The sequence below is a fragment of the Pseudomonas sp. FP453 genome (assembly GCF_030687495.1).
GTDB lineage: Bacteria > Pseudomonadota > Gammaproteobacteria > Pseudomonadales > Pseudomonadaceae > Aquipseudomonas.
The window spans coordinates 2,055,026-2,079,276 of the sequence record NZ_CP117435.1; the positions used below are offsets into that span (position 1 = coordinate 2,055,026).

At 62.2% G+C, this 24,251-nt stretch carries 17 protein-coding genes, 2 tRNA genes and 1 pseudogene; 12 read left to right on the forward strand and 8 right to left on the reverse strand.

Annotated features, from left to right (window positions below; genetic code table 11):
* The first annotated feature begins 142 nt into the window (after window positions 1-142).
* Window positions 143-218 (forward strand) — tRNA-Val (locus PSH87_RS09465).
* A gap of 19 nt (window positions 219-237) precedes the next feature.
* Window positions 238-314: transfer RNA gene (locus tag PSH87_RS09470), tRNA-Asp, on the forward strand.
* 206 nt (window positions 315-520) lie between these two features.
* Here the strand turns inward: PSH87_RS09470 and PSH87_RS09475 are convergent.
* From PSH87_RS09475 to PSH87_RS09485, 3 genes are all read right to left on the reverse strand, one after another.
* Complete coding sequence (locus tag PSH87_RS09475; RefSeq protein WP_305433258.1) at window positions 521-2,875, reverse strand: TonB-dependent siderophore receptor; 2,355 nt, start codon at window positions 2,873-2,875, stop codon at window positions 521-523.
* A 174-nt stretch (window positions 2,876-3,049) separates the two neighbouring features.
* Window positions 3,050-4,030: a FecR domain-containing protein gene (locus PSH87_RS09480; RefSeq protein ID WP_256204073.1), complete on the reverse strand. Its 981-nt coding sequence runs from the start codon at window positions 4,028-4,030 to the stop codon at window positions 3,050-3,052.
* Window positions 4,000-4,509, reverse strand: coding sequence for a sigma-70 family RNA polymerase sigma factor (locus PSH87_RS09485; RefSeq protein WP_305433261.1), 510 nt, complete (start codon window positions 4,507-4,509; stop codon window positions 4,000-4,002). The genes PSH87_RS09480 and PSH87_RS09485 overlap by 31 nt, the downstream gene beginning before the upstream one ends.
* A gap of 332 nt (window positions 4,510-4,841) precedes the next feature.
* Here PSH87_RS09485 and PSH87_RS09490 point away from each other — a divergent pair, with 332 nt between their 5' ends.
* The 4 genes from PSH87_RS09490 (at window position 4,842) to PSH87_RS09505 (ending at window position 10,815) form a co-directional block, all read left to right on the forward strand.
* Window positions 4,842-6,425 carry a BCCT family transporter gene (locus tag PSH87_RS09490; RefSeq protein ID WP_017734798.1) on the forward strand — a complete coding sequence of 528 codons (1,584 nt, stop codon included), beginning with the start codon at window positions 4,842-4,844 and terminating at the stop codon, window positions 6,423-6,425.
* Between the two features lie 84 nt (window positions 6,426-6,509).
* Window positions 6,510-8,519, forward strand: coding sequence for a CocE/NonD family hydrolase (locus tag PSH87_RS09495; RefSeq protein ID WP_305433263.1), 2,010 nt, complete (start codon window positions 6,510-6,512; stop codon window positions 8,517-8,519).
* Between the two features lie 83 nt (window positions 8,520-8,602).
* A complete protein-coding gene (locus PSH87_RS09500) occupies window positions 8,603-9,547 on the forward strand; it encodes a LysR substrate-binding domain-containing protein (RefSeq protein WP_305433265.1) in 945 nt (314 codons plus the stop codon).
* Complete coding sequence (locus PSH87_RS09505) at window positions 9,544-10,815, forward strand: MFS transporter (protein WP_017734801.1); 1,272 nt, start codon at window positions 9,544-9,546, stop codon at window positions 10,813-10,815. The genes PSH87_RS09500 and PSH87_RS09505 overlap by 4 nt, the downstream gene beginning before the upstream one ends.
* A gap of 197 nt (window positions 10,816-11,012) precedes the next feature.
* On the opposite strand, the gene PSH87_RS09510 is transcribed toward PSH87_RS09505, so the two are convergent.
* Window positions 11,013-12,515, reverse strand: coding sequence for an MFS transporter (locus PSH87_RS09510; RefSeq protein WP_305433268.1), 1,503 nt, complete (start codon window positions 12,513-12,515; stop codon window positions 11,013-11,015).
* 113 nt (window positions 12,516-12,628) lie between these two features.
* Between PSH87_RS09510 and PSH87_RS09515 the strand changes: the two genes are divergently transcribed.
* Window positions 12,629-13,522 (forward strand): LysR family transcriptional regulator, encoded by an 894-nt coding sequence (locus tag PSH87_RS09515; protein ID WP_305433270.1) that lies wholly within the window; start codon window positions 12,629-12,631, stop codon window positions 13,520-13,522.
* Here the strand turns inward: PSH87_RS09515 and PSH87_RS09520 are convergent.
* Complete coding sequence (locus tag PSH87_RS09520) at window positions 13,519-14,685, reverse strand: catalase family protein (protein ID WP_305433272.1); 1,167 nt, start codon at window positions 14,683-14,685, stop codon at window positions 13,519-13,521. The two genes, PSH87_RS09515 and PSH87_RS09520, sit on opposite strands and share 4 nt — an antisense overlap.
* The gene (locus PSH87_RS09525) at window positions 14,682-16,490 is read right to left on the reverse strand and encodes a di-heme-cytochrome C peroxidase (protein ID WP_017734806.1); all 1,809 of its coding nucleotides are present in this window, start codon (window positions 16,488-16,490) and stop codon (window positions 14,682-14,684) included. The genes PSH87_RS09520 and PSH87_RS09525 overlap by 4 nt, the downstream gene beginning before the upstream one ends.
* 246 nt (window positions 16,491-16,736) lie before the next feature.
* Here PSH87_RS09525 and PSH87_RS09530 point away from each other — a divergent pair, with 246 nt between their 5' ends.
* The 4 genes from PSH87_RS09530 (at window position 16,737) to PSH87_RS09545 (ending at window position 19,073) form a co-directional block, all read left to right on the forward strand.
* The gene (locus PSH87_RS09530; RefSeq protein ID WP_017734807.1) at window positions 16,737-17,477 is read left to right on the forward strand and encodes an FKBP-type peptidyl-prolyl cis-trans isomerase; all 741 of its coding nucleotides are present in this window, start codon (window positions 16,737-16,739) and stop codon (window positions 17,475-17,477) included.
* Window positions 17,478-17,811: 334 nt separating this feature from the next.
* Window positions 17,812-18,270, forward strand: coding sequence for a YkvA family protein (locus PSH87_RS09535; RefSeq protein WP_017734808.1), 459 nt, complete (start codon window positions 17,812-17,814; stop codon window positions 18,268-18,270).
* Window positions 18,271-18,363: 93 nt separating this feature from the next.
* On the forward strand, window positions 18,364-18,705 hold the full coding sequence (locus PSH87_RS09540; protein WP_305433275.1) for a helix-turn-helix transcriptional regulator: 342 nt from the start codon (window positions 18,364-18,366) through the stop codon (window positions 18,703-18,705).
* Window positions 18,702-19,073: a hypothetical protein gene (locus PSH87_RS09545; RefSeq protein WP_005786715.1), complete on the forward strand. Its 372-nt coding sequence runs from the start codon at window positions 18,702-18,704 to the stop codon at window positions 19,071-19,073. Before PSH87_RS09540 ends, PSH87_RS09545 begins: the two co-directional genes overlap by 4 nt.
* Here PSH87_RS09545 and PSH87_RS09550 read toward each other — a convergent pair.
* The gene (locus PSH87_RS09550) at window positions 19,070-20,836 is read right to left on the reverse strand and encodes a bifunctional diguanylate cyclase/phosphodiesterase (RefSeq protein WP_305433277.1); all 1,767 of its coding nucleotides are present in this window, start codon (window positions 20,834-20,836) and stop codon (window positions 19,070-19,072) included. The two genes, PSH87_RS09545 and PSH87_RS09550, sit on opposite strands and share 4 nt — an antisense overlap.
* A gap of 118 nt (window positions 20,837-20,954) precedes the next feature.
* Window positions 20,955-23,036 carry a carboxy terminal-processing peptidase gene (locus PSH87_RS09555; protein ID WP_305433278.1) on the reverse strand — a complete coding sequence of 694 codons (2,082 nt, stop codon included), beginning with the start codon at window positions 23,034-23,036 and terminating at the stop codon, window positions 20,955-20,957.
* Between the two features lie 138 nt (window positions 23,037-23,174).
* Between PSH87_RS09555 and PSH87_RS09560 the strand changes: the two are divergent.
* Window positions 23,175-24,139 (forward strand): annotated as a pseudogene (locus tag PSH87_RS09560) (zinc-binding dehydrogenase).
* The last annotated feature ends 112 nt before the right edge of the window (window positions 24,140-24,251 follow it).

Consider the following 24,251-nt stretch of genomic DNA (forward strand, 5'->3'; position numbering starts at 1 on the left):
AACGCAATAGACTCGCGTTTGTGGGGTGAAAAGCCCGTATTTACGGGCTTTGCGTCCCCCTTTGAAAAATATTTCAAATAAATTGCATATAAAACAAGACATTGCGGATTTTTGGTGTAAGATGCGCCCACACCGAAACGAAGGGTGATTAGCTCAGCTGGGAGAGCATCTGCCTTACAAGCAGAGGGTCGGCGGTTCGATCCCGTCATCACCCACCATTCGCTTCAAGTGTTACGCGCAGCGGTAGTTCAGTCGGTTAGAATACCGGCCTGTCACGCCGGGGGTCGCGGGTTCGAGTCCCGTCCGCTGCGCCATATTCGGTAACCTGGAACACTGAACGCCAGGTCACCACAAGAAAGCCCGCTCATTGAGCGGGCTTTTTTTCGTCTGCGATTTTTGCAGGAACAAACCTGTTGTGGCGAGGGAGCTTGCTCCCGCTGGGCTGCGTAGCGGCCCCAAAAATCTTGGGAGCGCTTCGCACTCCAGCGGGAGCAAGCTCCCTCGCCACGACGTATCAGGTTCAGAACTGGTACTTGAGGCCCACCGTCATATTGCGCGGGTCACCGTAGAATGCGCTGCTATACAGACCGTAGCCGGCGTAGTACTCGCGGTCGAAGAGGTTGTTCAGGTTCAGCGACGCGCTGAGGTTCTTGCTCACATCATAGCGCGCCATCAACCCCACCACGGCGAAACTGCCTTCGTCGGCGCGCGCATCCATCGGGTAGGTGATGGCCGAATAGGTTGAACTCTGCCACGTCACATTGCCGCCCACTGTCAGGTCACGCAGGGCACCTTCAAGCTTGTAGGCCGTGGACAGTTTGAACTGGCGCTCCGGCAGGTTGGTGTTGATGCGGTTGCCGTCCTTGTCCCGGGGTTGGGCGTAGGTGAAGCCGGCAAGCATCTGCCAACCCGGCGTCAGTTGGCCGGACAGCTGCATTTCAAACCCTTTGGTGGTGGTGCCGCTGACGGCCTTGTAGGCCGTAAGGCCTCCCGTGCGAACGCCGTCGTCCACCCCCAGGTTGTCCTGCTTGATGGTGAACACGGCGACACTGGTGTTGAGCGCACCGTCGAAATATTCCGACTTCAGGCCCGCTTCATAGCTTTGCCCCGTCAGCGGTTCCAGCGCCTTGTCGTTTTTGTCGAACAACGACTGCGGCGTGAAGATGTCGGTGTAGCTGACGTAGAGCGAGTGGATGTCATTGAGGTCGTAGACGATGCCAGCATAAGGCACCAGCTTGCCGGTTTTCCTGGCGCTGTCGTCCGACGGATCATTGGGCTTCCATCCGTAGGTCAGGGTGCCTTCACGCTCATAGTTGACGACCCGGCTGCCGAGGATCACATGCCAGTCGTCCAGCGGGTTCAGGCGCAATGCCGCGTACCCACCGGACTCCTTGATCTTGTAGCCCTGGCTCTGTTGGAAGGTGAACGCATCCGGCTGAGGCGGGTTGTTGCCCCAGGTCTCGTAGTTCACGTTGAGGCTGCCACCGTCCAGTGACTGATAGTCCGAGCGGCGGTTACTCGCATTCAAACCCACCACCAACTCATGGGTACGCCCCAGCAGCGAAAAAGGCCCCGTCGCGTAGGCATCCGCGGAGTCGGCGTTGATCGTGTAGGTCACGCGGCTGCGCTGCAGTTCGGCAAGGTGGGTCGTCTCGTCGGGGAACGGCCCCCAGCCGACGATGTTGCCTTGCAACTGATCGGTGGTGCCTTTCCAGTGGCTGGCTTCTACGCGCAACAGCCAGTCATTGTCGAAGCGCTGCTCGATGCCGGCAAAGTATTTGGTGCTTTGGCTGTCGGCATAGGTCCATTTGGCCGCCGGGTTGGTCGAGCGTTTGAAGTTGGCGCGGTTGCCATCGGCGTTGTACAGCGGCAGCTGGCCAAAACTGGAGCCGTCGGCGTCGATTTTCTGATAGTCGATGCCGGCGTACAGCGTGGTGTCCGGCGTGATATCGGCCTCGCCGATGGCGTAGAACACGTCCTTTTTCTGCGTGTAGTAATCAATAAATGAATGGTTGTCCTGATGAGCTGCCACCACGCGCCCACGCAGCGCGCCGTTTTCGGACAACGGCCCGGACAGGTCCATTTCCGTGCGGTAGCGATCCCAGGTGCCACCACTGCCGGAGACATAGCCCTGGAAGTCTTTGGTCGGACGTTTGCGGACCAGGTTGACCACCCCCGCCGGGCTGCCGACGCCACTCATCAACCCCGTGGCGCCGCGTACCACTTCGACGCGGTCGTAGATGGCCATGTCGCGCACGCCCAGGCCGTTGGTATTGGTGGTGAAGTCTGACGTCGGCACACCGTCGTACTGAAAACTGTCCAAGGCAAAACCGCGGGAGTAGAAGTTGTAACGCTCACTGTCGTCGTGCATCACCGTCACGCCAGGGGTTTGCCCGAGGACTTCGGCGATGGAACCCAGGCCCTGGTCAGTCATGTGCTGGCGGGTGATGACGGTCACCGACTGGGGAGTCTCGCGCAGGGACATGGGCAATTTGGTTGCCGTGCTGGTGCTGCCCGTGGTGTAGGAGCCGGAGTTTTCGGTGGTCTGGCCCAGTTGTTGGCCGGTGATACTGGTGGCCCCCAGCTCAATGCTTGACCCATCTCCCAATGGATACAGCGTGTAGGAGCCGTCCCCGGAGGCGACCGCATTTAGCCCGCTACCGCGCAGCAGGCTGCGCAATCCCTCATCGATGCCGGTGTTGGCATTCAGCCCGGTACTGCGCTTGCCTTCCACCAGCGCCGGGTCGATCGGCAGGGTGATGCCGGCCTGGCTGGCGAACTCGGCCAGCGCCGTGCTCAAGGCGCCGGCGGGAATCGTGTAATGGCGCACGTGCTGCTGGCCGATAGGTTCTGCCAGCAGGGGGGGGCTGGTCACCACCGAGCCTGCAACCAGCAGGCCCAAGGTCGCCCCGCGTATTGCCAGGGCTAAGGAGTGGAAGGGTAGGACGTACCGCTGTGGTTGCCGCATTGAGTGTTCCCCGTCGAAGAGTGTTGGCTGTTTTACGAGGAGGACGCATGGCGGCTGAAAAACACGACACACGCGGGAAATTCAGCTTTCCCGGGCGGCGATGGTCACCCAGTAGCGGCTGCGGGTGCGGATGTCTACCGGCAGGGTGCGGGCCAGGGCGGCCAATGCCAGGTCGGTGTCGTGTAACTGAAATGTGCCGGAGATCTGCCAGTCTGCCACTGCCGGATCGCAGCGCAGCAGGCCGGGACGATAGCGGCCGAGCTCGAGGGCAAAGTCGGCCAGGCGCATTTTCTCCGCGCGCAGTACGCCTTGGGTCCAATCGCTGCTGCTGCGTTGCAGCGTGGCCACGGGCGCAATCAGGGCGCGACTGAACTCGGTCTGCTGGCCCGCTTCCAGGCGCAGGAAATCCTTGGCGTGAGCGGGATAGACCTGCACCGCCCCTTCCAGCACTGCGATACGGGTTTTGCCGTCGAGCTGGCGCACGTCGAAACGCGTGCCAACCGGGCGCAAACGGCCTTCGGCGGTTTCCACCACGAGTGGGCGGTTGAGCGGGTCGGCGGCGGTGCTGACCAGGATCTCGCCGGCGTACAGGCGCAGCAGGCGCTGCTGGCTGTCGAAGCGGATGTCCATGGCGCTGGCGGTGTTGAGCATCACCCGGGTGCCGTCCGGCAGCACGCATTCGCGACGCTCGCCGGCCACGGTGCGTTGGTCTGCGCTCCACTCCCGCCAGGGCAGTGCCTGGTAGGCGAATGTGCCCAGCGGCGCAGCGATGATCAGGCTGGTCAGCAGTTTCAGGGTGTGGCGCCGATCAAGGCTTGCCGGGCGGCCCAGCGCGGGCATGCCGATATCCGCTGGGATCGCGTCGAAGCGTGCGTGGAACCCTGCCGCCAATTGCCAGGCGCGCTCGTGGTCGGCATGGCTGGCGCGCCAGTGGTCGCAGGCTTCCCGATCACGCGGGCTGGCGTTGCCTTGCAGGCGCACGAACCAGCGGGCCGCCTGGCGCGCAATGCGCCGGTCAATCGGCTGGGCACTCACGCTGAAGTTGTGGCCAGGATGATGCATTCCTCATAGGCGCGCGCGAGATGGCGTTGCACCGAGCGCACATGGATACCCAGGTGGCTGGCGATTTCCTCTTGGCTGTAACCCTCAAGTTGAGCCATCAGAAAGGCCTGGCGCGTCCTGGCCGGCAGGCACGAAAGCACCTGGTCGACCTCATGCAGCGCTTCGAGAATCAACGCCTGGCTCTCCAGCGAGGGGGTGTTCTGCTCGGGCAGGTGGGCCAGGGTTTCCAGCCACGCCTGCTCCAGCGAGCGCCGGCGGTACAGGCTGATCAGCAAGCGATTGGCGACGGTGGCCAGGTAGGCGCGCGGGCTGTGGAGGGTACGTGGCTTGGCGCCCAGCAGGCGGATGAAGGTATCTTGCGTCAAGTCCGCCGCGTCGGCGCTGTTGCCCAGGCGCTGGCGCAACCAGCCCACCAACCAGCCGCGATGGTCGCGATAGAGGTCGCCGATATTCTGGTAAGGACTGGTTGGAAGGGGCATGGGGCTTGTTATTGACCAAAGCAATGCAAGTGAGAATTCATCTCATTCTATCGGTGGCTACGCCTTGCTCGCAAGGCTACACCTTGAATGTTTACCCGCGTACGCCTTGCCGTTGTGCACTGCCTACACCCGCTGAACTGTGCTGGTGCGTCATGACGTGAGGGAATACCCCCATGCCCATTGGTCGATTGCGCCCCTTGCCGCATAAACGGTTATCTATAGCCACGCGAAGACTTCCAGGCGAGCTACCGGCAGCAGGACGCTGCGGTGCCCGCTCTCTAACAATGGCCTTTCAAGGCAATAAAAATAGTCTGCAAGGGGAACGGCACTCCATGAAATATCCACTGCGTCCGTTGGTGTTCTGGCCAACTTTCCTGATTCTGCTGGCGGCGGTGATCGCCAGCTATATCGACCTGAATGCGTTCCTTGCGGTGAGCAAGCAGCTCAATAATCTGATCCTGAAAAACTTCTCCTGGCTGTTCAGCGCCGGCTCGTTTGCCATGGTGGTGTTGACCGCCATCGTGTACTTCTCGGCACTGGGCAAGGTGCGCATCGGCGGTGAAGACGCCCAGCCGTTGCTGAGCAAATGGCGCTGGTTCATGGTGGCGCTGTGCACCACGCTGGCGGTTGGTGTGTTGTTCTGGACCACCGCCGAACCGCTCTACCACCTGTACGGCCCGCCCACCAGCCTGCCGATTGAAGCGGGCAGCTCGGCGGCGAAAAGCTTTGCGATGTCGACGATGTTCCTGCACTGGACCATCACCCCGTACGCCATCTACCTGGTGCCGTCCCTCGTGTTTGCGCTGGTGTTCTACAACCGCCGCAGCAACTTCTCGATTGGCGCGATGCTCGAACCCTTGCTGGGCGCGGCGCGGGTCAAGCGCTACGCCGGGCTGATCGACACCCTGGCGATGTTCGCCCTGGTCGCCGGCATGGCCTCGTCCCTGGGCACGGGCGCACTGACCCTGGCCGGCGGCCTGAGCCAATACATCGGCGGCGAAACCACGCCGTTCCGCTTGGCGATCATCATCGCAATCATCGTCATCACCTTTGTCGCCTCGGCCGCCAGCGGCCTGCAAAAAGGCATCGTGATGCTGTCCTCGTTCAACACCTGGATCATGCTGGCCCTGGGGCTGTTCGTGCTGCTGTGCGGGCCGACCCTGTACATGTTCAGCCTCGGCGTCGAATCCCTCGGCGTGTACCTCGACACCTTCTTCAGCCGCAGCTTGTTCACCGGCGCCGCCAGTGGCGACACCTGGCCGCAAAGCTGGACAGTGTTCTACTGGTCGGTGTGGTTTGCCTGGGCGCCAGTGAGTGCGCTGTTCCTCGGCAAGATCGGCCGTGGCTATACCGTGCGTGAATTCATCCATATCAACATGCTGTTCCCGGCGCTGTTCACGGCGGTGTGGATCTGCATCTTCTCCGGCACCAGCCTGTACTTCGATGCGCTCGGCGACGGCAGCCTCAACCGCGTGCTCAACGAGCAGGGTGTGGAGCACGTGCTGTACCAGATGTTCCAGCAACTGCCGGCCAGCGGGCTGATGATTGCGTTCCTGCTGTTCGTTGCCTTCATTTCGTTTGTCACCGCGGCGGACTCCAGCACCGACGTGATCGCCAACCTGTGCAGCAAGGGCGTGACCGCCGATTCCGACCTCGACGGCAACCCGATGCTGAAGATTGTCTGGGGCGTGATCATCGGCACGGTGTCGTGGGTGATGGTGTCGTTTATCGGCATCGACGGGGTGAAGATGCTCTCCAATCTCGGCGGTCTGCCGGGGATGATCCTGGTGCTGCTGGCCAGTACCTCGCTGATCTTCTGGCTGAAAAACCCGGCGCTGCTCGATGTGAAACACCTCAAGCCGGCCACCGATCCCGCGCTGCGCGGCGCCAGCCCGGTCGCCGAGTTCGCCCGCTAAATCCTCAAACCTGTGTGTCTCCTCACGCGCTCCCCAGAGAGCGCGGGGGAGCCGTTTGTTTGCAACAAAAGTTTGGAGTTACCGATGGAAATCGTTACCGAATTTGCCTACAAGGTCCGTGAAATCGAACACTGCCTGATCCCCCTGAAGGACGGCACCCAACTGGCCGCGCGCATCTGGCTGCCGGAAGTCGCCGGCCTGCAAACCTTCCCGGCGATCCTCGAATACCTGCCGTACCGCAAGCGCGATGGCACCGCCGTGCGTGATGCGCTGACCCACCCGTGGATGGCTGGGCAAGGCTATGTGTGCGTGCGTGTGGACATGCGCGGCAACGGCGAATCCCAAGGGTTGATGGCCGACGAATACCTGTTGCAGGAGCAGGACGACGCCCTCGAAGTGATCGACTGGCTGTGCCAGCAGCCGTGGTGCGACGGCAACGTCGGCATGATGGGCATCTCCTGGGGCGGCTTCAACGGCCTGCAAGTCGCGGCGCGCCAGCCCGAGGCGCTGAAGGCGATCATCACTCTGTGTTCCACCGATGACCGCTTCGCCGACGACATCCATTACAAGGGCGGCAACCTGCTGATGGAGAACTTCGGTTGGGCCGCGACCATGCTCAACTTCAGCGCTGCCGTGCCCGATCCGCTGCTGGTCGGCGATGCATGGAAAACCCTCTGGCAGCAACGCCTGGACGCCATGCCGCTGCTTGCCGAAACCTGGCTGCAACACCAGACCCGCGATGACTATTGGCGCCACGGCTCGGTGTGCGAGGACTATTCGCAGATCAAGGCGGCGGTGTATGCGGTGGGCGGCTGGGGCGATGCCTACCGCAACACGGTCTCACGGCTGATGGAACACCTGCCGGGGCCGAAGAAAGCCATGATCGGCCCGTGGATTCACAAATACCCACACTTCGCCGTGCCGAATCCGGCCATTGGCTTCCTGCAAGAGGCCAAGCGCTGGTGGGATCACTGGCTGAAGGGCATCGATAATGGGGTGATGGATGACGCAGCCTGCACCTTTTACCTACAGGATGTTCTACCGCCACAGGGCAGTTATGCCGAGCGGCCAGGTATCTGGGTGCAGACGGCGGGGTGGCCTGATCCGCAAATACAGTGGCGCGATTTCAGCCTTGGCGAACAGGGCCTCAACCCCGGCGCGGACCCCTTGGCCACCCCACGCAGCATCTGCTCGCCGCTGACCACCGGCCTGCACCAGGGCGAATACTGCGCCATCTGGTTTGGCCCCGACGGCCCTACGGATCAGCGCCGTGACGATGCGAATTCGCTGTGTTTCGACTCCCAGCCGCTGAGCGAACCCCTCGCGTTGCTCGGCGATGCGCGCCTCACAGTGCGCCTGGCCAGTGACACCGCCTGCGGGCAACTGGTCGCACGCCTGAATGCCATCGCGCCGGACGGGCAGGTCACGCAGATCAGTTACGGCGTACTCAATCTCACGCTTCGTGAGGACTTTTCCCACGTATCACCCGTAGTCCCCGGTGCACCGATGGACGTGCAGTTAAACCTCGACCATATGGGCATGCGCCTGCCGGCCGGCTACCGCTTGCGCCTGGCCCTGAGCACCGCGAGTTTCCCGTTGCTGTGGCCGAGCCGCGAGCTGACCACCCTGACCTTGTTGCCCGGCCTGCAACGCCTGCAACTGCCGGTGTTTACCGGCGAAGCGGTGGCGTGCCCGTTCGAAGCGCCGCAATCGGCACCGCCGGCCAACCTGGAAGTGCTGCGTGCCGCCGCGCCGAAGCGCACCTTGATCGAAGACGTGGGCAGTGGCGAGGTCTGCGTGAAGATCGAAGACGACCTGGGTTCGGTGCGTTTTACCGACCACGGCCTGGCGGTGGACCAGCGTTGCACCGAGCAATACCGCACCTTGCCGTGGGACCCGTTGTCGACCCGCGCCGATATCGAGTGGCACTATCGGGTGGGTCGCGATGAATGGAACGTTGAGGTGGAAAGCCGCCTGAGCGTGAGCGCCGATGCCGAGTGGTTCTACGTCGAAGCCGAGCAGACCGCGTGGGAAAATGGCCAGTTGGAACATCGCCGCCAGTGGAGCAAACGCGTGGCCAGGGTCGCGCTGTGAGTGGGCAACTGGCAGGATGCTTGCCCACGTGATCTCTGCGGGCCCGGGGCAACCCGGGCCTGTCTCTGCCATTGGAATCCTTCATGTCGCGCCGAAACGTCGATCTTCCTCCGCTCAATTGCCTGCAGACCTTCGAAGCGGCCGCCCGTCATTTGAGCTTTACCCAGGCCGCCCATGAGCTGAACCTGACCCAAAGCGCGGTCAGCCGCCAGGTCAAGCGCCTGGAAGAAGACCTCGCCCGCCCGCTGTTTTACCGACTGGCCCAGGGCCTTAGCCTCACGCCGGCCGGGGTGCGTTACTTCCGCACGATCCAGCGCCTGCTGCGCGAACTCGACCGCGAGTCCGCCGAGTTGCGCCGGCGCGGTGCCGACCGCCAGTTGACCCTGGCCAGCACGCCGACCATCAGTTCCATCTGGCTGGCCGGCTTGCTGCCGGACTTCCAGCGCGAACACCCGGACCTGGACATCCGCATCCTGTGCAGCGAAAGCCCCAGCCACCTGGATGTCAGCGAATATGACCTGGGCCTGTTCTACCACCTCGACGAACTGCCCGCGCCCCACGGCCTTGAACTGTCGCCGGTGTTCGACAACGAACAGGTCATCACCGTGTGCAGCCCGGCTTATATAGAGCGCCACGGCCCGATTCACGACGTGCAACACCTGCTGCACGGCCACACCTTGCTGATCGTCGAAGACCACTACCACGACTGGCTGACCTGGACCGACTGGTTCGCCGACGCCGACGCCCACTATCACACCCCGCGCCATGCGTTGCGCACCAACAGCTATCAACTGTTGATGCAGTCGGCGGTGATGGGGCACGGCGTAGCCCTCGGCTGGAAGAGCCTGCTCGCCGGCGAACTGGACGCCGGGCGCCTGCAAATGGCCTTGCCCCACACCATGCACAGCCGTGGTCGCCTGCACCTGATGCAACCCCATCACCGCAACCCGCCCTCGGCGGCGCGCAGTTTTCGCCAATGGTTGCTGGCCCATGCCAGCCGTTTGAACAACCCCCCTGAGCCCTCATGAACCTGACATTCCTGACCTTTCCCGCGCTGTACAGCGCGACCATTCTGATGCTCACCGGCAACGGCCTGTTTTTCAGTTTTATCGGCCTGCGCCTGAGCAGCGAGGGTATCAATGAGGTCTGGATCGGTGCGCTGACGGCGGCGTATTACGGCGGCATGGTGTGTGGCGCCAAGTTCGGCCACCGCATGATTGCCGGGGTCGGGCATGTGCGTTCGTATGTGGCGTGCGCCGGCGTCGCCACCATCATCGTGTTGCTGCATGTACTGTTCGAGCAGCTGGAGTTCTGGCTGGCGCTGCGTTTTGTGATGGGCCTGGTGATGATGAACCAGTACATGGTCATCGAAAGCTGGCTCAACGAGCAGGCGGAAAACAACCAGCGCGGCGCGGTGTTTGCCGGTTACATGGTGGCGGTGTCGCTGGGCCTGATGCTGGGGCAGGGCGTGCTGGTCTGGCGCCCGGAGCTGGACTTCAAGCCGCTGCTCATCGTCGCGATCTGCTTTGCCGCGTGCCTGTTGCCGGTGACCATGACCAAGCGCCTGCACCCGGCCAAGCTGGTGGCGGCGCCGCTGGAAGTGGGGTTTTTCTGGCGACGGGTGCCCCAGGCGCTGACCACGGTGTTTGTCACCGGCCTGATGGTCGGCGCGTTTTATGCGCTGGCCCCGGTGTTTGCCACGCGCAACGGCTTGAGCACCGCCGAGGCGAGTACCTTTGTTGCGGTGTCGATTTTTGCCGGGTTGTGCGGCCAGTGGCCCATCGGCTGGCTGTCGGATCGCATCGATCGCTCGCGCTTGATTCGTGCGTGCGCCCTGGCCTTGGGGCTGGTGGTGATTCCGCTGTGGGGCCTGGTGCAGTTGCCCTATGCACTGCTGCTGGTGTTCGGTTTTCTCAGCGGCTTGCTGCTGTTCACCCTCTACCCGTTGGCGGTGGCGCTGGCCAATGACAACGTCGAACAACCACGACGTGTGCCGTTGAGCGCGATGCTGCTGGCCACCCACGGCATCGGTGCCAGCCTGGGGCCGATGCTCAGCGGTGCGCTGATGAACAGCTACGGCCACGGCGCGTTCTACATGCTGTTTTCGGCCTGCGCGCTACTGCTGATCTGGCGCGTGCAGCCGAAGAAAGTCACCGGCGAATACCTCGTCGAAGGCGCGCCGTTGCATCACGTGGCCATGCCTGAACACCCGATGGGCGCGGTGCTGGATCCACGGGTGGATGAGATCCCTGAGGAACTGGTGATCAGCGAACCGGCGCCCGCTACCAAGGCCTGACGGCTACTTGGCTTTTTTCTTGCGCGGTTGGCGCGTGGCCAGGTGCTCGAAGCAAAAAGCGGCGGTGCCGAACACGGCGATGAGGGTCAGTACGAGCATGCCGAGGGTTGAACTTTCCACGGTGAATTCCTACGTGATGGGGTAGGCATTCACCGTAGAGGTGCGGCGAAAGCGCCTCAATAGAGGCGACGCAATCCTTACGGCGCCGGGTTGATTGTTACGCAGTCTTTACGCGGTTCAGGCTGTTGGCGGCCGAGGAAGAGATAGACGATCACGGCCGTCAGCGCGGTGAACACGGCCAGCACTTGCAACAAGGTATTGAACCCTGCGTTGTAGGCCGTACGCAGTTTCGCTATGGGAATTTGCCCGGTCTGTTGCAGATCACCCATGACCAGATGTTGTGCCGCCCGTGACAGTTCTTCTGGCGACAGGCTGCTGTCGAGGCTCAGGTGACGCGCCACCAGCGCACTCAATACCGCCACGGTAACCGCCAGCGCCACGCCTTCGCTGGCCACGCGGGTGGTGTTGAAAATTCCCGCTGCCATGCCTGCTTGCTCCTTGGGTACCACGCTGATCGACAGGCCGTCCATCAAGCCCCACGGCACTGCTGTGCCCAAGCCGATCAGCAGCAAGGCGGCGATCAGTTGACCGTGTGCGTCGGCGGGCAGGATGCTCAACCGATAAAGGCCAGCGGCGGCCAGCAAAAATCCTACGGTGCACAGGCGCCCGGCCGACACCCAACGGGTCAACGACGCCGCCAGCATCGGCACCAGCAGCATAGGCGCCGACAAGGCGAGCATGCGCAGCCCCGCGTCGAACGCGCTGAGGCCATCGACGCCGATAAAGCGGATCGGCAGCAATACCACCAACACGATAAAGCAGTAGCAGGTGCCGATTGGCAGGATCTGCACGCCGACGAAGCGCGGGAAACGCAACAGCCGCAGCTCCAGCATGGGCTGCTTGGCACGGGTTTCCACCCACGCAAACACGGCGGCAAGCAACCCCGACACAACGAGCAATGCCTGGATCAACGGCGCGTTCCAGCCGTGCCCAGGCGCGATAATCACGGCACTGGTGAAGGCAATCAACAGACCCGAAAACGCCAGTACGCCGGGTGTGTCCAGGTGCTGAGCGTGCGGGTTGCGGCTTTCCCGCAGGTTCGGCACGGCAAACACCAGGGACACCCCCGCCAGCAGTGCGGTAAACAGGAAGATCCCGCGCCAGCCCAGCCACTCGATCAACACGCCCGACAACAGCGGGCCAAACGCGAGGCCGACGCCAAACGTGGTGCCCAACACGCTGAACGCCCGCGTGCGCGCATGGCCGTCGAACTCCTGCGCCAGCGCGGCCGTCCCGCCCGCCAAGGCGGCAGCGGCGGCGATGCCTTGGGCGCCGCGCAACAGGTCCAGCCAGAACACCGTGGGCGCCACCGCCAGCAACAGGGAGACGCCGGCAAACAAGCCCATGCCGCCGATGAACAAGCGCTTGCGCCCATAACGGTCGGCAAGGGTGCCGGCGGCCATCAGCAGGCTGCCGAAACTGAGCATGAACGCATTGGTGATCCATGCCAGTTCAGTGGGCGTGGCGTCAAACGCCCGGCCAATGAACGGCGTGGCCACGGCGCCGCCGGTAAAACTCATCGGCAAGACCAGTGCGGCCAGGCAAATCGCCGCGAGGATGGTGTAGCGATGGGGGTGCATGGCAGCCGTCCTTTATCGTCCAGTTGAAGTCCTGATTAATCTATTCAGGATGCAATCGTAGATAAACAGGCTTACCTTCCACTGATAGCGGACAAAAAGGATGTAATGGATCAATGGACAGCCTGGGTGGTGTGATTTCCTTCGTTAAAACGGCAGAGGCCCTCAGTTTTGTCGCGGCGGCGCGGAGCCTGGGGATTTCGGCGTCGGCAGTCGGTAAAAACGTCGCCAAGCTGGAAGCGTCGCTGAATGTGCGGTTGCTGCAGCGCAGTACGCGCAAAGTCAGTCTGACGGCGGAGGGGCAATTGTTTTACGAGCGTTGTCGGAAAATCCTCGACGACTTGCAGGACGCGCAGGCCATGCTCTCCCATGTGGTCCAGCAACCCCGTGGCAAGTTGCGGGTGAGTCTGCCCACCATCGGCTATCGCTTCCTCATGCCGCACATGGCGGCATTCCGCAGCGCCTACCCGGAGGTTGAGCTGGAGCTGGATTTCAACGACCTGCTGGTGGACGTGATCGAGGAGGGCATCGATGTGGCGATCCGCAGCGGCGGCCTGGCGGATTCGAAGCTGATGGCGCGTCGGCTCGGGCCGTTCAGGTTTCTGCTATGTGCCTCGCCGGAATATTTCCAGCGCCATGGCCGGCCGCTGGTGGTGAAGGATCTGGAGCACCACGCCTGCCTGCGTTACCGGTTTGCCACCACCGGCAAAATCATGGACTGGACCCTGGCCGCCGACCCCGCATTCACCGGGCTGCGCCTGCCCACGGCGATGACCCTGAACAACATGGAAGCCATGCTCATGGCCGCCGTCGACGGGCACGGCATCGCCTTTGTCCCGGATTTTCTCGCCCGCGAGGCCTTGGCCCAGGGGCGCCTGCACAGCGTGCTGGATGAGCAGTGCAGCGATAGGGGACAGTTCTGGGCGTTGTGGCCGTCCAGCCGTCACCTGTCGCCGAAAATCCGCGTGTTCGTGGACTTTATTGCCGAGCGCCTGTTCCCCTCAAGCTAAGGCGCGTTGCGGCTGTGGCGGTAATCACTGACGGCCTCGTACACCGCTTTGCGCAGGCGATTGATACCGCCGATGGGACGGTGCTCCGCCACGCCGAACCACGGGTTGAAGGACTGGTTGTCACACGCCAGGTTCTGCTCAGGGGTGTCGAAGTCCTGTGCCGGGATGCGAATTTTCGCCACGGTTTCGTAGGGCGCGTCGCTTTCTTTCCATTCGATGCTGGTGTCTTCGATCGGCATGAATTTCTGCGGGTTCTGCCGCTGGATCTGCAACACAAAACAGGCCGCGACGCGGTCGGTGGACAGTTGCTGAGTCAACGCGCTGCGCAGGAAGTTCGGCAGGTCCTGGTTCTGTTTCGGCAGCACGTACTGCGGGCAGTTTTGCGCATCGGGTGCGACGCGGAACTTGGCATTCGCTGCGCCGAACTTGTAGGGCGAGACGGAAAAATACGTGGTCTGCGTCGGGCTGGCCGGGGCTGGCGCCAGGGTGGCCAGGGCGATAAACAGGTGACGCACTTGCCAGCTGCGCGGGTCGACCTTGGGGAAGAACGCCAGGACCTTTTTGCCATCCGCCTGGGCGCCGATGTTCTGCGCGTATTCCGCCACGTCGCTGACAAAAAAGTTCGGGTGGCTGAACATCACGAAGTCTTGTTCGCTGCGGTTTTGCTGGTCGGCCAGCAGTTGCTTGCCCGGCACATCCAGCAGCTTGAGCGCCATGCCGCGCGCATCGCGAATGCTGTCGAACTGCGGGTAGGCGTTGCCGTTGGACAAGCGCATCGTCGCCTGCCAGGTCTTGCCCGGTTCGGCGAACACGCCTTGGCGCAGCGCCGGGTCGAGGTCCGCCAGCACGCTGACTTCGGCCTTCACGCAGCCATGGGCCTTGGCGTGGGCATCGCGCAGGTAGCGCGTGCCTTCACGGTGCTGGTCAACGATGCGCACGGCTGTCTGGATGATGCCTTGGGTCATGGCGGCTTCGCCTGGCGGAATCTGCTCATCCGGCGATACCGGGCCACTGTGCTGCCAGGCATACCAGGCGGTGGCGCCGAGCCAGCCGAGCAGGCCGAGGCCCACCAGCCACAGGAGGGTCTTGCCGAGAAAGGCGCCGATGCGCAGCCACAGGCGTGCGAGCAGGGAAGGGCGGTCGTAGGGGGATCGAATCATCATGGCAGTTGTTGCTCCAGCGGGCCGCCCAGTACTTTGAGGTATTCCAGCAGCGCCCAGCGTTCCTGCGGCAGCAAGCCACGGCCGATGACGCCATTGCCACGCTGGCCAGCACGGAATTCGTGGCCGCTGTTGTGGTTGCCGGTGATGTTGGTATCGAACAGGAAGGCGTTCTTGAACGCGCCGGTCTGAAAGCCGAGGTGGCGCGGGTCGTAGTCGAAGGTGCCTTTATAGAAGGTGGTGCTGCGTTCGTCCTGGGGCGACAGCAATTGGTAGATCGTCGGCACCGAACCGTTGTGCAAGAACGGCGGCGTGGCCCACACACCGGCCAGTGGCCGGGCCTTGTAGGCGCGCAGTTCGCGCACGCCGATGGGCAGGCCGTAGCCGTCCAGGCGCGGACGCTCGGCGGGAGTGACGCCGGCGGCGCGGTAGGCGTGCTCCTCGACGAATGCAGTGACGTAGGCCAGGCCCTTGGCCACGGACATTTTTTTCAGGTCCAGGGGTTCGGTTGGCGTGGGGTGCAACTGCACATTCAGCTGGGCCAGTTCGGCCGGGTCCCATTGCAGGGCGCTGAGGTCGTAGCGTTGGTCGGCGATGTTGTTGGCGGTGCCGGGGTCGGTGCCGATGTAGTCCACCGGGAGCATTTTCAGTTGCTGTACCGGGCGGCCGTTTTCCTCGGTGACGCTGGGCACATGGCAGCCGGCGCAGTTTTCGGCGAAGAGTGCGCGGCCCTGGGCAGCGAGGGGTTTGTCTACTGCGCCGAACAGGTCTTCGGGCCAGGCCGGCGGCTTGAGGCGTTGCAGGGTTTCTTCGATCAGGTTGAGGTCACGCACGCGTACGCTGGACGGGTAGCGCGCATCACCTTGCAGGGGTTGGCCCGCGCTGTCGAAAAAGCTCAGGGTGGCACCGACGCCGAGGGCTTCGCCGATGTTGCGCGCCATGGGCTGCTGGGCCGAGCCGTTCCATTGCACCCAGTCGAAGGTCCAGATGTCCCACAGCTGTGGGTAATCCACCGGTGCGTTGGCGATGCGATAGTTATCCGGGGAGATCGCGTCGCCGAAGCTGGCATTGGCGATGCGGCCGAACGCGTCGGTTCGGCCGGGGCCTTCCTGGGTGGGGTAGAGGCCGCGGTGCGTGTCGTTCCAGGCGACTTTGAGGAAGGTGTTCAGCGACTGCTTGAAGTCCTCGCGCAGTTGGCTGTGCTCGGCGTCGTAGCGGTCGCCCAAGACCTGGCGGGCGAAACGCTCGAATTTCCACGGGTTGTAGTAGGTGGCGGTAAGGCTGGCGACGAGGGCCTGGCCGAAGCTGCCACCACGCAGGGTCGGTACGCTGGACGGCAGCACATGCTGGGCCGAACCGCCGTCGATGCGCAGGGCCTGGCCGTTGAAATGCAACTCGCCGGTGTGGCACGCGGCGCAGGTGATGTCCAGGAATTCGGCACGGTTGCCGGCGTTCTGGTGACGGGCGAAACCTACCGGCAGGTTGCCGGGGTTTTGCGCGGTGGCGACTTGCTTGGGGTCCACCAGGAAGCCGAAGCGCGCCAGGTACTCGGGCGTGGCGAAACGCTGTTCGGAAAACGGCAGCTCAAGGGCGGTGAACCAGTCGTAGTGCAGGCCCTTGACCTGGGTGCCCTGGGGCGTGAAGTAGTAGGTCTGGCGGTCGGCGGCACTCCATTGCTCGCCGTAGTGCACCTGCTGCACGGCCACGTAGTCCGGCAGCTTGGGGTTGACGATGTAATAGAGCACCACGGCCAGGATCAGCCCCAGTGCTGCGAGTATCAGCAGGAAAACACGGGAAAAAATGCGCAAGATAACTATCCTTGTCGAGTTGTCGCGTTGTTATGCCACTACGCCACAGGTGCGGCAAGTGGCCATGAGCCCGGAACAGGCGGTCCCGCGATCCTTCGCGGGCCCTCATCATGAATGAAAATGCTTTTAAACACGTGAACTTATCGCAAGTTTGTGGCTCACATGCCGGTAGCCATTGGTCGTGGCCGCCTGATAAGCTCGCGACTTTATTCGAATGCCCTTTTGGCGCATGAACAAGGAAATAGCATGAAACAGCATCGGTTGGCGGCGGCGGTGGCCCTGGTTAGCCTGGTACTTGCGGGTTGTGATTCGCAGACCAGCGTAGAGCTGAAAACCCCGGCGCAGAAAGCTTCCTACGGCATCGGCCTGAACATGGGCAAGAGCCTGGCTCAAGAAGGCATGGATGACCTGGACTCCAAAGCGGTAGCCCAAGGCATCGAAGACGCCGTCGGCAAGAAAGAGCAGAAGCTCAAAGACGACGAACTGGTTGAAGCGTTTGCCGCACTGCAAAAGCGTGCTGAAGAACGCATGACCAAGATGAGCCAGGAGTCGGCAGCCGCCGGCAAGAAGTTCCTCGAAGACAACGCCAAGAAAGACGGCGTCGTCACCACCGCTTCCGGTCTGCAGTACAAGATCACCAAGAAAGCCGACGGCGCACAGCCTAAGCCGACTGACGTGGTGACTGTTCACTACACCGGCAAGCTCACCAACGGCACCACCTTTGACAGCTCCGTGGATCGCGGTAGCCCGATTGACCTGCCGGTCAGCGGTGTGATCCCGGGTTGGGTCGAAGGCCTGCAACTGATGCACGTGGGCGAGAAGGTCGAGTTGTACATTCCGTCCGACCTGGCCTACGGCGAGCAGAGCCCGAGCCCGGCGATTCCAGCCAACTCCGTGCTGGTGTTCGACCTGGAACTGCTGGCCATCAAGGACCCAGCCAAGGCTGAAGCCCCTGAGGCACCTGCTGCACCAGCCGCCAAGAAGTAATCGGCGCCTGAACACACAACGCCCCGTCTCGACGGGGCGTTGTTGTTTCTGGGAGGTGCATATTTATACCTGTGGGAGCTGGCAAGCCAGCTCCCACAGATCCGAGCGAACGTCTGTAGCAGGCAACAGTCTGATATAACGTCCCGGTGTGGGTAGCCGCACAGCAACATCAAGTCAATGAAATATTGGGTTTTTTTTATGTGCGCAAAAAATGCCCGATCTGACTGAAAGCCTTCTAGTACGGGCGTTTCAGCCTGCAAAACAGGCTCTGTTCACAAGGTTATCCACAATTTGTGTGGATAACATTTCTGTTGGCCTGGAACTGGAGTGACCGATGAAACCACCCTTCAATTTCACCCGCTTCCTGCCCATGGCCGCACGTCTGCTGGGCCGTGGGCGTTTGCCTACGCTGCTCTTCGCGGTCGCCGCCAAGGGCTCAAGCCAGGGCAATCGCCTGGGCAAGCTCAAGGATGATCTCAAGTTGCTCCAGGCCTTGTGCCTGGCCTACTGGCGTGGCGAATACCGGGCCATCAGCCCGAAGGCGCTGATCTCGGTGGTGGCGGGGTTGATGTATTTCCTCAGCCCGATCGATGCGATCCCGGACTTTATCCCGATGTTTGGCATGCTCGACGACATTGCCGTGCTGGCATGGGTCATGAAGACCCTGGACGGCGAACTGAGCGCCTTTCGTGCCTGGCGTGAGGCGCAGCGCCCGGAAAAGCTCGCGGTGGTTGAGCGGCTGCCTGCGACGCCGGCGCTGCTGGCCAGGGAAAACCCGCAAAAAAACCAATGATGGTTATATCCCCCTACGACCTTTGTGACTGTTAGGATTACACTCCTAAGGAAAGAGCTTACTTAGTAAGTGTTGTTATCCTACGGGGCAGTCATGGATATTCAGATAATTTCACGCGATGGCGCACCCGAATACGCGGTGTTGCCATGGGACCAGTACCAGGCGCTGCTAAAAGCTGCCGGTCAGCAGCAACCCGTCACACCTCCTCCTGTTTCTCCTGCCCAAGCCGCACCGGCCCAGGACTTGCGCCCGCTCGCAGACCTGCGCGGATTGCGCGAAGCCAAGGGCCTGGCGATTGAGACGCTGGCCCGCACCGTGGGCATCAGCCCGTCGTACCTTGGATTGATCGAAAGTGGTGAACGCCAGCCGGATGCCGCGATCCGCCGCGGCCTGGCCTGGGAATTGGGCGTTGCAGGTTGGAGGGATGAATCTTGAGCCTACGTATCAGCCGTCAACACTGGGATGGGTTACTTAACGAACTGGACCAGGCGCGCCGCCAGCGCCATCTGCTGACGTACCGCGCGTTGCTGGAGCGCTTGCAGTTCCCCACGCCGGCCATGCAAACCCTGGCTGCGGCGCTGGAACACCTGGCGGCGCTGGACGCCAAGGCCGAGCAGCCGTTGCGCAGTTCCCTGGTGATCAGCCAAGGCGCGAGCCGCCTGCCGCGCACCGGTTTTTTTGAGTGCGTGGAGCGCCTGGGGCGCTTCAGCGGGCCGTCCGACGGCGTGGCCGCCGCGTCCTGGCACGCGTCGGAAGTGGTGCGGGTGTTCGAGTACGAGTACCCGGAATCGGCCGAGGCCTAAACCTGCGGCACTGCGTCCATGCTGTCGATCACGTGGATGCTGTAGCCGGCCACGTCCTTGGCATGGTGTTTGGCCTGCGACGCCAACTCTGCCAACTGGCTGGCATCGAGTTGTCCACAGGCCTGTGGATACAAATGCACGACGCCGATGGACAGTGACAGCAAGGCAAACTCCTGGCGCATGCCCTGGCGGTTCAGTGCCACGAAGCAACCGGCGTCCAGGTGCTCGGCGCGGTAGAAACGCCGGCATTGGGTGTGGAAGTCATCCAGCAGTTGATTGAGGCGCTTGCGCCAATCCTGCGGCCCCAGCACCAGCAAGAAGTCATCGCCACCGATATGCCCGACAAAGTCGCGGCTGGGATCGACCCGGTCGTTCAGGCACTGCGCCAGGCACAACAACACCTCATCCCCACGCCCATAGCCGTAGATATCGTTGAACGGCTTGAAGCTGTCGATATCCACGTAGCAGATCACCGATTCCCGCTGCTGTTGCAGCAGCCGCGTCAGGCACTGCTGGATCGGCACGTTGCCGGGTAGCAAGGTCAGCGGGTTGGCGTAGCGCGCCTGCTGGATTTTCAGCTCGGTGATCAGCTTGAGTACGTCGATCACCCGCCCCAGGCCCAGGTAGTCGCCATTGAGGGTGATGATGAAGTCTTCTTCGATACGTTGCCGCGCGCGGCTGGTCAGCAGGCGGCTGACCTGTTGCAGCGACTGGCTCAATTCCACGGCGAGGAAGTCGTTGCTCATCAAGCGGCTGATGGGCTTGCGCGCAAACAGGTCGGTGGCGAACGGCTTGAGCAGCGCATCCGACAGCGAATGCCGGTGCACGATGCCCACCGGGTGGCCGCGCCCGTCCAGCACCGCCAGCGAGTTGAGGTTGGCCTGGCGGCGGAAGGCTTCCAGGACCTGGGCGGTGGCGGTGTCCTGATCCACGGCCGGCTGTTCGTTGAGCAGGGCGCTGAGATCGCTGCCTTCGTCGCTCAGGGCTGCGTTGGTATTGTCGGGCTTGGGCAGCATCAGGCGCGCTTCCTGCGGCGGATGTTCCTGGGGACGACAGAGCAGATAGCCTTGCACCAGGTCCACGCCCATCTCGGTCAACACCGCCAGCTCCTCCGGCAACTCGATACCTTCGGCAATCACCTGGGCACGCGACGCCTTGGCGATTTGCAGGATCGAGCCGACAAACTCGCGCTTGAGCGCATCCTGGTGAATGCCGTCGATAAAGTGCCGGTCGATCTTCACGTAATCCGGGCGCAGCTCCGACCACAGGCGCAGGCTGGAGTAGCCGGCGCCGAGGTCATCCAGGGCAATTGAGAAACCCATGTTGCGGTAGTGATGCAGCGCGGTTTGCAGCAGGTCGAAATCGTCGGTGGGGGTCTGCTCGGTGAGTTCGATCACCACCTGGCTTGGCGCAATGCCATAGTCGCGCAGCAATTGCAGGGTGCGCCCCGGCTGGTGCGCGGTCTCCATCAGGGATTCCGGCGAGACATTGAGGAACAGCATGCCCGGCAGCTTCTGGTCGCTGAAGCGCCGGCACGCACTTTCGCGGCAGGCCATTTCCAGTTCGCTGAGGCGCCCCGCCTGGTTGGCCACCGAGAACAATGCGACGGGGGAGTGCAGCGGGCTGTTGGATGGGCCGCGGCTGAGGGCTTCATAGCCAAGGATGCGCCGTTCGGACAGACAGATGATCGGTTGGAACAGGCTGTGCAAACTGCCTTGAGCCAGGATTGAGCCCAATGCATTCAGCTGTTCGGTCATGGTCATGGCGATCTCGATCGAAAAAAAAGGACCGCGGGCGGTAAGCCAGCGGTCCTTTATTTCACGACAGAATGATGTCTATATGATGACAGCTCGGGGAGCGGTCACATTAAATTGCCATCATTTACTGCTTGGCCACCTGTTTGCTGATCTTCAGGTAGTCCAGCAGGATCCGGCCTGTCTCCGCCATGTAGGCGTCGTCTTCCGGCTTGGTTTTGTCCGCCTCGGTTGGCAGCGCGTCTTCATCTTCTTTCTTCAGCTCTTTGAGCGGGTCTTCGCCCTTGGCCTTGCGGCGCGCGTTTTCCAGCACCAGCTGTTGATTTTCGATGTCGGCATGCTGCTTGCGACGATCCACTTCGTTGAGGCTCACGGATTTTTCTTCCATCAGCTTCTTGGCCAGGGCCAGCTTGTCGCGGATAAACACGAACTCGGCATCTTTGGCGGAGCGCGTCTCGTGGTCAGCTTTCAACTGTGTCAGGAACGGTTTGAACGGGTCCGACGCCGGCTTGATTGCCGGGCGGATGGTGTCCCACGGCATGGCTTCCGGCAGGGCGCTTTCGCCGATTTCCTTGGTGTCGATGATCGACGGGAAATCGATGTCCGGCAGCACGCCCTGGTGCTGGGTGCTCTGCCCGGAAACCCGGTAGAACTTGGCCAGGGTCAGCTTCAGCTCGCCATGGTTCAGCGGCTGGATGGTCTGCACGGTGCCTTTGCCGAAGGTCTGGCCGCCGATGATCAGCGCGCGGTGATAATCCTGCATGGCACCGGCGAAAATCTCCGAAGCCGAGGCCGAGAGACGGTTGACCAGCAACGCCATCGGGCCTTTGTAGAAGGCACCCGGGTTCTCGTCTTCCAGCACATCGACACGGCCGTCCGCGTTGCGTACCAACACGGTTGGACCCTTGTCGATAAACAGGCTGGTCAGCTCGGTGGCTTCCTGCAGGGAACCGCCGCCGTTGTTGCGCAGGTCGATGACCACGCCGTCGACTTTTTCCTTCTGCAGTTCTGTCAGGATTTTCTTCACATCGCGGGTGGTGGACTTGTAGTCCGGGTCGCCAGCGCGGAAGGCCTTGAAGTCCAGGTAGAAGGCCGGGATCTCAATCACGCCCAGCTTGTAGTCCTTGCCATCCTGCTTGAGGTTGAGGACTTTCTTCTGCACGGCCTGGTCTTCGAGCTTCACCGCTTCACGGGTGATGGACACGATCTTGCTGGTCTGGTCGTTGGGTGCATTGGTGTGCGGAATCACTTCCAGACGCACCACGCTGCCTTTCGGCCCACGGATCAGCTTGACCACTTCGTCCAGGCGCCAGCCGACCACATCGACCATCTCTTTGTCGGCCTGGGCCACACCGATGATCTTGTCAGCCGGGGCGACCTGCTTGGTCTTGTCCGCCGGACCTGCCGGCACCAGGCGCACGATCTTCACCTGGTCATTGTCGCTTTGCAGGACGGCACCGATGCCTTCCAGGGACAGACTCATGTTGATATCAAAATTTTCCGCGTTATCCGGCGACAGATAATTGGTGTGCGGGTCGTAGGACATCGCGAAGGTGTTGATGTAAGCCTGGAAGATATCTTCGGCACGGGTCTGGTCCAGGCGCGCCAGTTGATTCTTGTAGCGCTTGGTCAGCAGTTCCTGGATCGCCTTGGGCTCTTTGCCGGCGATCTTCAGGCGCAGCACCTCGTCCTTGACGCGTTTGCGCCACAGGTCGTCGAGGGCGGCGGTGCTGGTCAGCCAAGGGGCGTCCTTGCGGTCCACCAGAAGGGTTTCCTTCTCGGTGAAGTCGAGCTTGTCGACGCCTTTGTTCAGCTCGGCCAGGGCGAAGTCCAGACGCGCTTTGACGCGGTCCAGGTAACGCTTGTAGATGGTGAAGCCGGGTTGCAGGTCGCCGCTCTTGAGGAAGTCGTCGAACTGCGTCTTCCACTTGTCGAACTCAGCGATATCGCTGGCCAGGAAGTAGCTGCGCGACGGGTCCAGCAGCTTGAGGTAGCTGTCGTAGATGATCACTGAGCGAGCGTCGTCGAGCGGCGGCTTGCTGTAGTGATGGCGCTTGAGCAACTCGACAACGTTAAGGCTGGCAATCACCTCATCGCGATCCGGCTGAAGGTTGTCCCAGCTGTTGGCTGCGAACGTATTGGTCGACATCGACGCGAAGCCGAGACCAATGAAAAGAGCGAGTGCGGTGCTGGGGAACAAATGCTTCATGCTGATTCGACGCGGGGGCAATTGATAACGCATATTAGGCCGTCTTTGAGGGAGCCGGTTCCATATGGTCCGGTCGCATAATGCAAAAAGCCCGGCGATACAGCTACGGGCTCAGTCCAGACTCACTATGGAGGCACTGTGAAAGCATTGCAAGGCGTTGACGGTCACGTGGCGTGGTTGGAAGAACCCAGTCCTACCTGTGATGTAGGCCAAGTTCGCATTCGTGTGGCGGCAGCGGGCCTCAATCGCGCCGATTTATTACAGCGTGCGGGGCTGTATCCGCCGCCTGCGGGTGCCAGCGCCGTGTTGGGCCTGGAGTGTTCCGGGGTGATCAGCGAAGTGGGCGCGGGCTCGTCCTGGCAAGTCGGTGACCGTGTCTGCGCGCTGCTGGCCGGCGGCGGCATGGCCGAAGAAGTGGTGGTGGACGCACGCCATGTGCTGCCGGTGCCGGAAGGCTTGTCGCTGCTCGAAGCGGCGGCGTTGCCGGAGGTGTACAGCACGGCGTGGCTGAATCTGTTCCAGCTGGCGGGCCTCAAGCCGGGTGAGAAAGTGTTGCTGCATTGCCGGCGCCAGTGGCGTGGGCTCGGCGGCGATCCAGCTGTGCAAGGCGTTTGGCAGTCCGTGCTGGGTCAGCGTCGGCTCGACCGAGCGCCTGGCCTACTGCGAGGCCCTGGGCGCGCAGGGCGGGGTGGTGCGTACCGATGGGATTGAAGGGCTGCGGGATTTCGGGCCGTTCGATGTGATCCTCGACCCGGTGGGTGGCGACTATGCGGCGCTGGACCTCAAGCTGCTGGCCCTGGACGGTCGTTGGGTGTTTGATCGGTTTGATGGGCGGTCGCGAGGCCAAGCTGGACCTGGCGCAGGTGCTGGGCAAGCGCGTGCAGTTGCTGGGCTCGACCTTGCGTAGCCGCAGCGATCAGTTCAAGGCGGACCTGCTCAGTGATCTAAGCCAGCACGTGTGGCCGTTGTTTGTTGAAGGGCGCCTGAGCCCGCAATTGGCCAAGACCTTCCCGATCAAGGATGCCGAGGCGGCGTTTGCCGAGCTGGCGACCAACCAGATTTCCGGGAAGCTTGTGTTGGTGGTCGATGAAAGCCTGACCTGATTTCAACTTGAAATGCAGTCAATGTGGGAGCTGGCTTGCCTGCGATAGCGGTCCATCAGTGAAGAATTCTTCATCTGACACACCGCTATCGCAGGCAAGCCAGCTCCCACAG

Bases quoted from the DNA above. Each gene is read 5' to 3' on its own strand.
- PSH87_RS09500 (WP_305433265.1), top strand. From the start codon at position 8,603: ATGTCGCGCCGAAACGTCGATCTTCCTCCGCTCAATTGCCTGCAGACC.
- PSH87_RS09480 (WP_256204073.1), bottom strand. From the start codon at position 4,030: ATGCATCATCCTGGCCACAACTTCAGCGTGAGTGCCCAGCCGATTGAC.
- PSH87_RS09485 (WP_305433261.1), bottom strand. From the start codon at position 4,509: ATGCCCCTTCCAACCAGTCCTTACCAGAATATCGGCGACCTCTATCGC.
- PSH87_RS09535 (WP_017734808.1), top strand. From the start codon at position 17,812: ATGAAACCACCCTTCAATTTCACCCGCTTCCTGCCCATGGCCGCACGT.
- PSH87_RS09490 (WP_017734798.1), top strand. From the start codon at position 4,842: ATGAAATATCCACTGCGTCCGTTGGTGTTCTGGCCAACTTTCCTGATT.
- PSH87_RS09505 (WP_017734801.1), top strand. From the start codon at position 9,544: ATGAACCTGACATTCCTGACCTTTCCCGCGCTGTACAGCGCGACCATT.
- PSH87_RS09550 (WP_305433277.1), bottom strand. From the start codon at position 20,836: ATGACCATGACCGAACAGCTGAATGCATTGGGCTCAATCCTGGCTCAA.
- PSH87_RS09520 (WP_305433272.1), bottom strand. From the start codon at position 14,685: ATGATGATTCGATCCCCCTACGACCGCCCTTCCCTGCTCGCACGCCTG.
- PSH87_RS09555 (WP_305433278.1), bottom strand. From the start codon at position 23,036: ATGAAGCATTTGTTCCCCAGCACCGCACTCGCTCTTTTCATTGGTCTC.
- PSH87_RS09515 (WP_305433270.1), top strand. From the start codon at position 12,629: ATGGACAGCCTGGGTGGTGTGATTTCCTTCGTTAAAACGGCAGAGGCC.
- PSH87_RS09540 (WP_305433275.1), top strand. From the start codon at position 18,364: ATGGATATTCAGATAATTTCACGCGATGGCGCACCCGAATACGCGGTG.
- PSH87_RS09510 (WP_305433268.1), bottom strand. From the start codon at position 12,515: ATGCACCCCCATCGCTACACCATCCTCGCGGCGATTTGCCTGGCCGCA.
- PSH87_RS09495 (WP_305433263.1), top strand. From the start codon at position 6,510: ATGGAAATCGTTACCGAATTTGCCTACAAGGTCCGTGAAATCGAACAC.
- PSH87_RS09530 (WP_017734807.1), top strand. From the start codon at position 16,737: ATGAAACAGCATCGGTTGGCGGCGGCGGTGGCCCTGGTTAGCCTGGTA.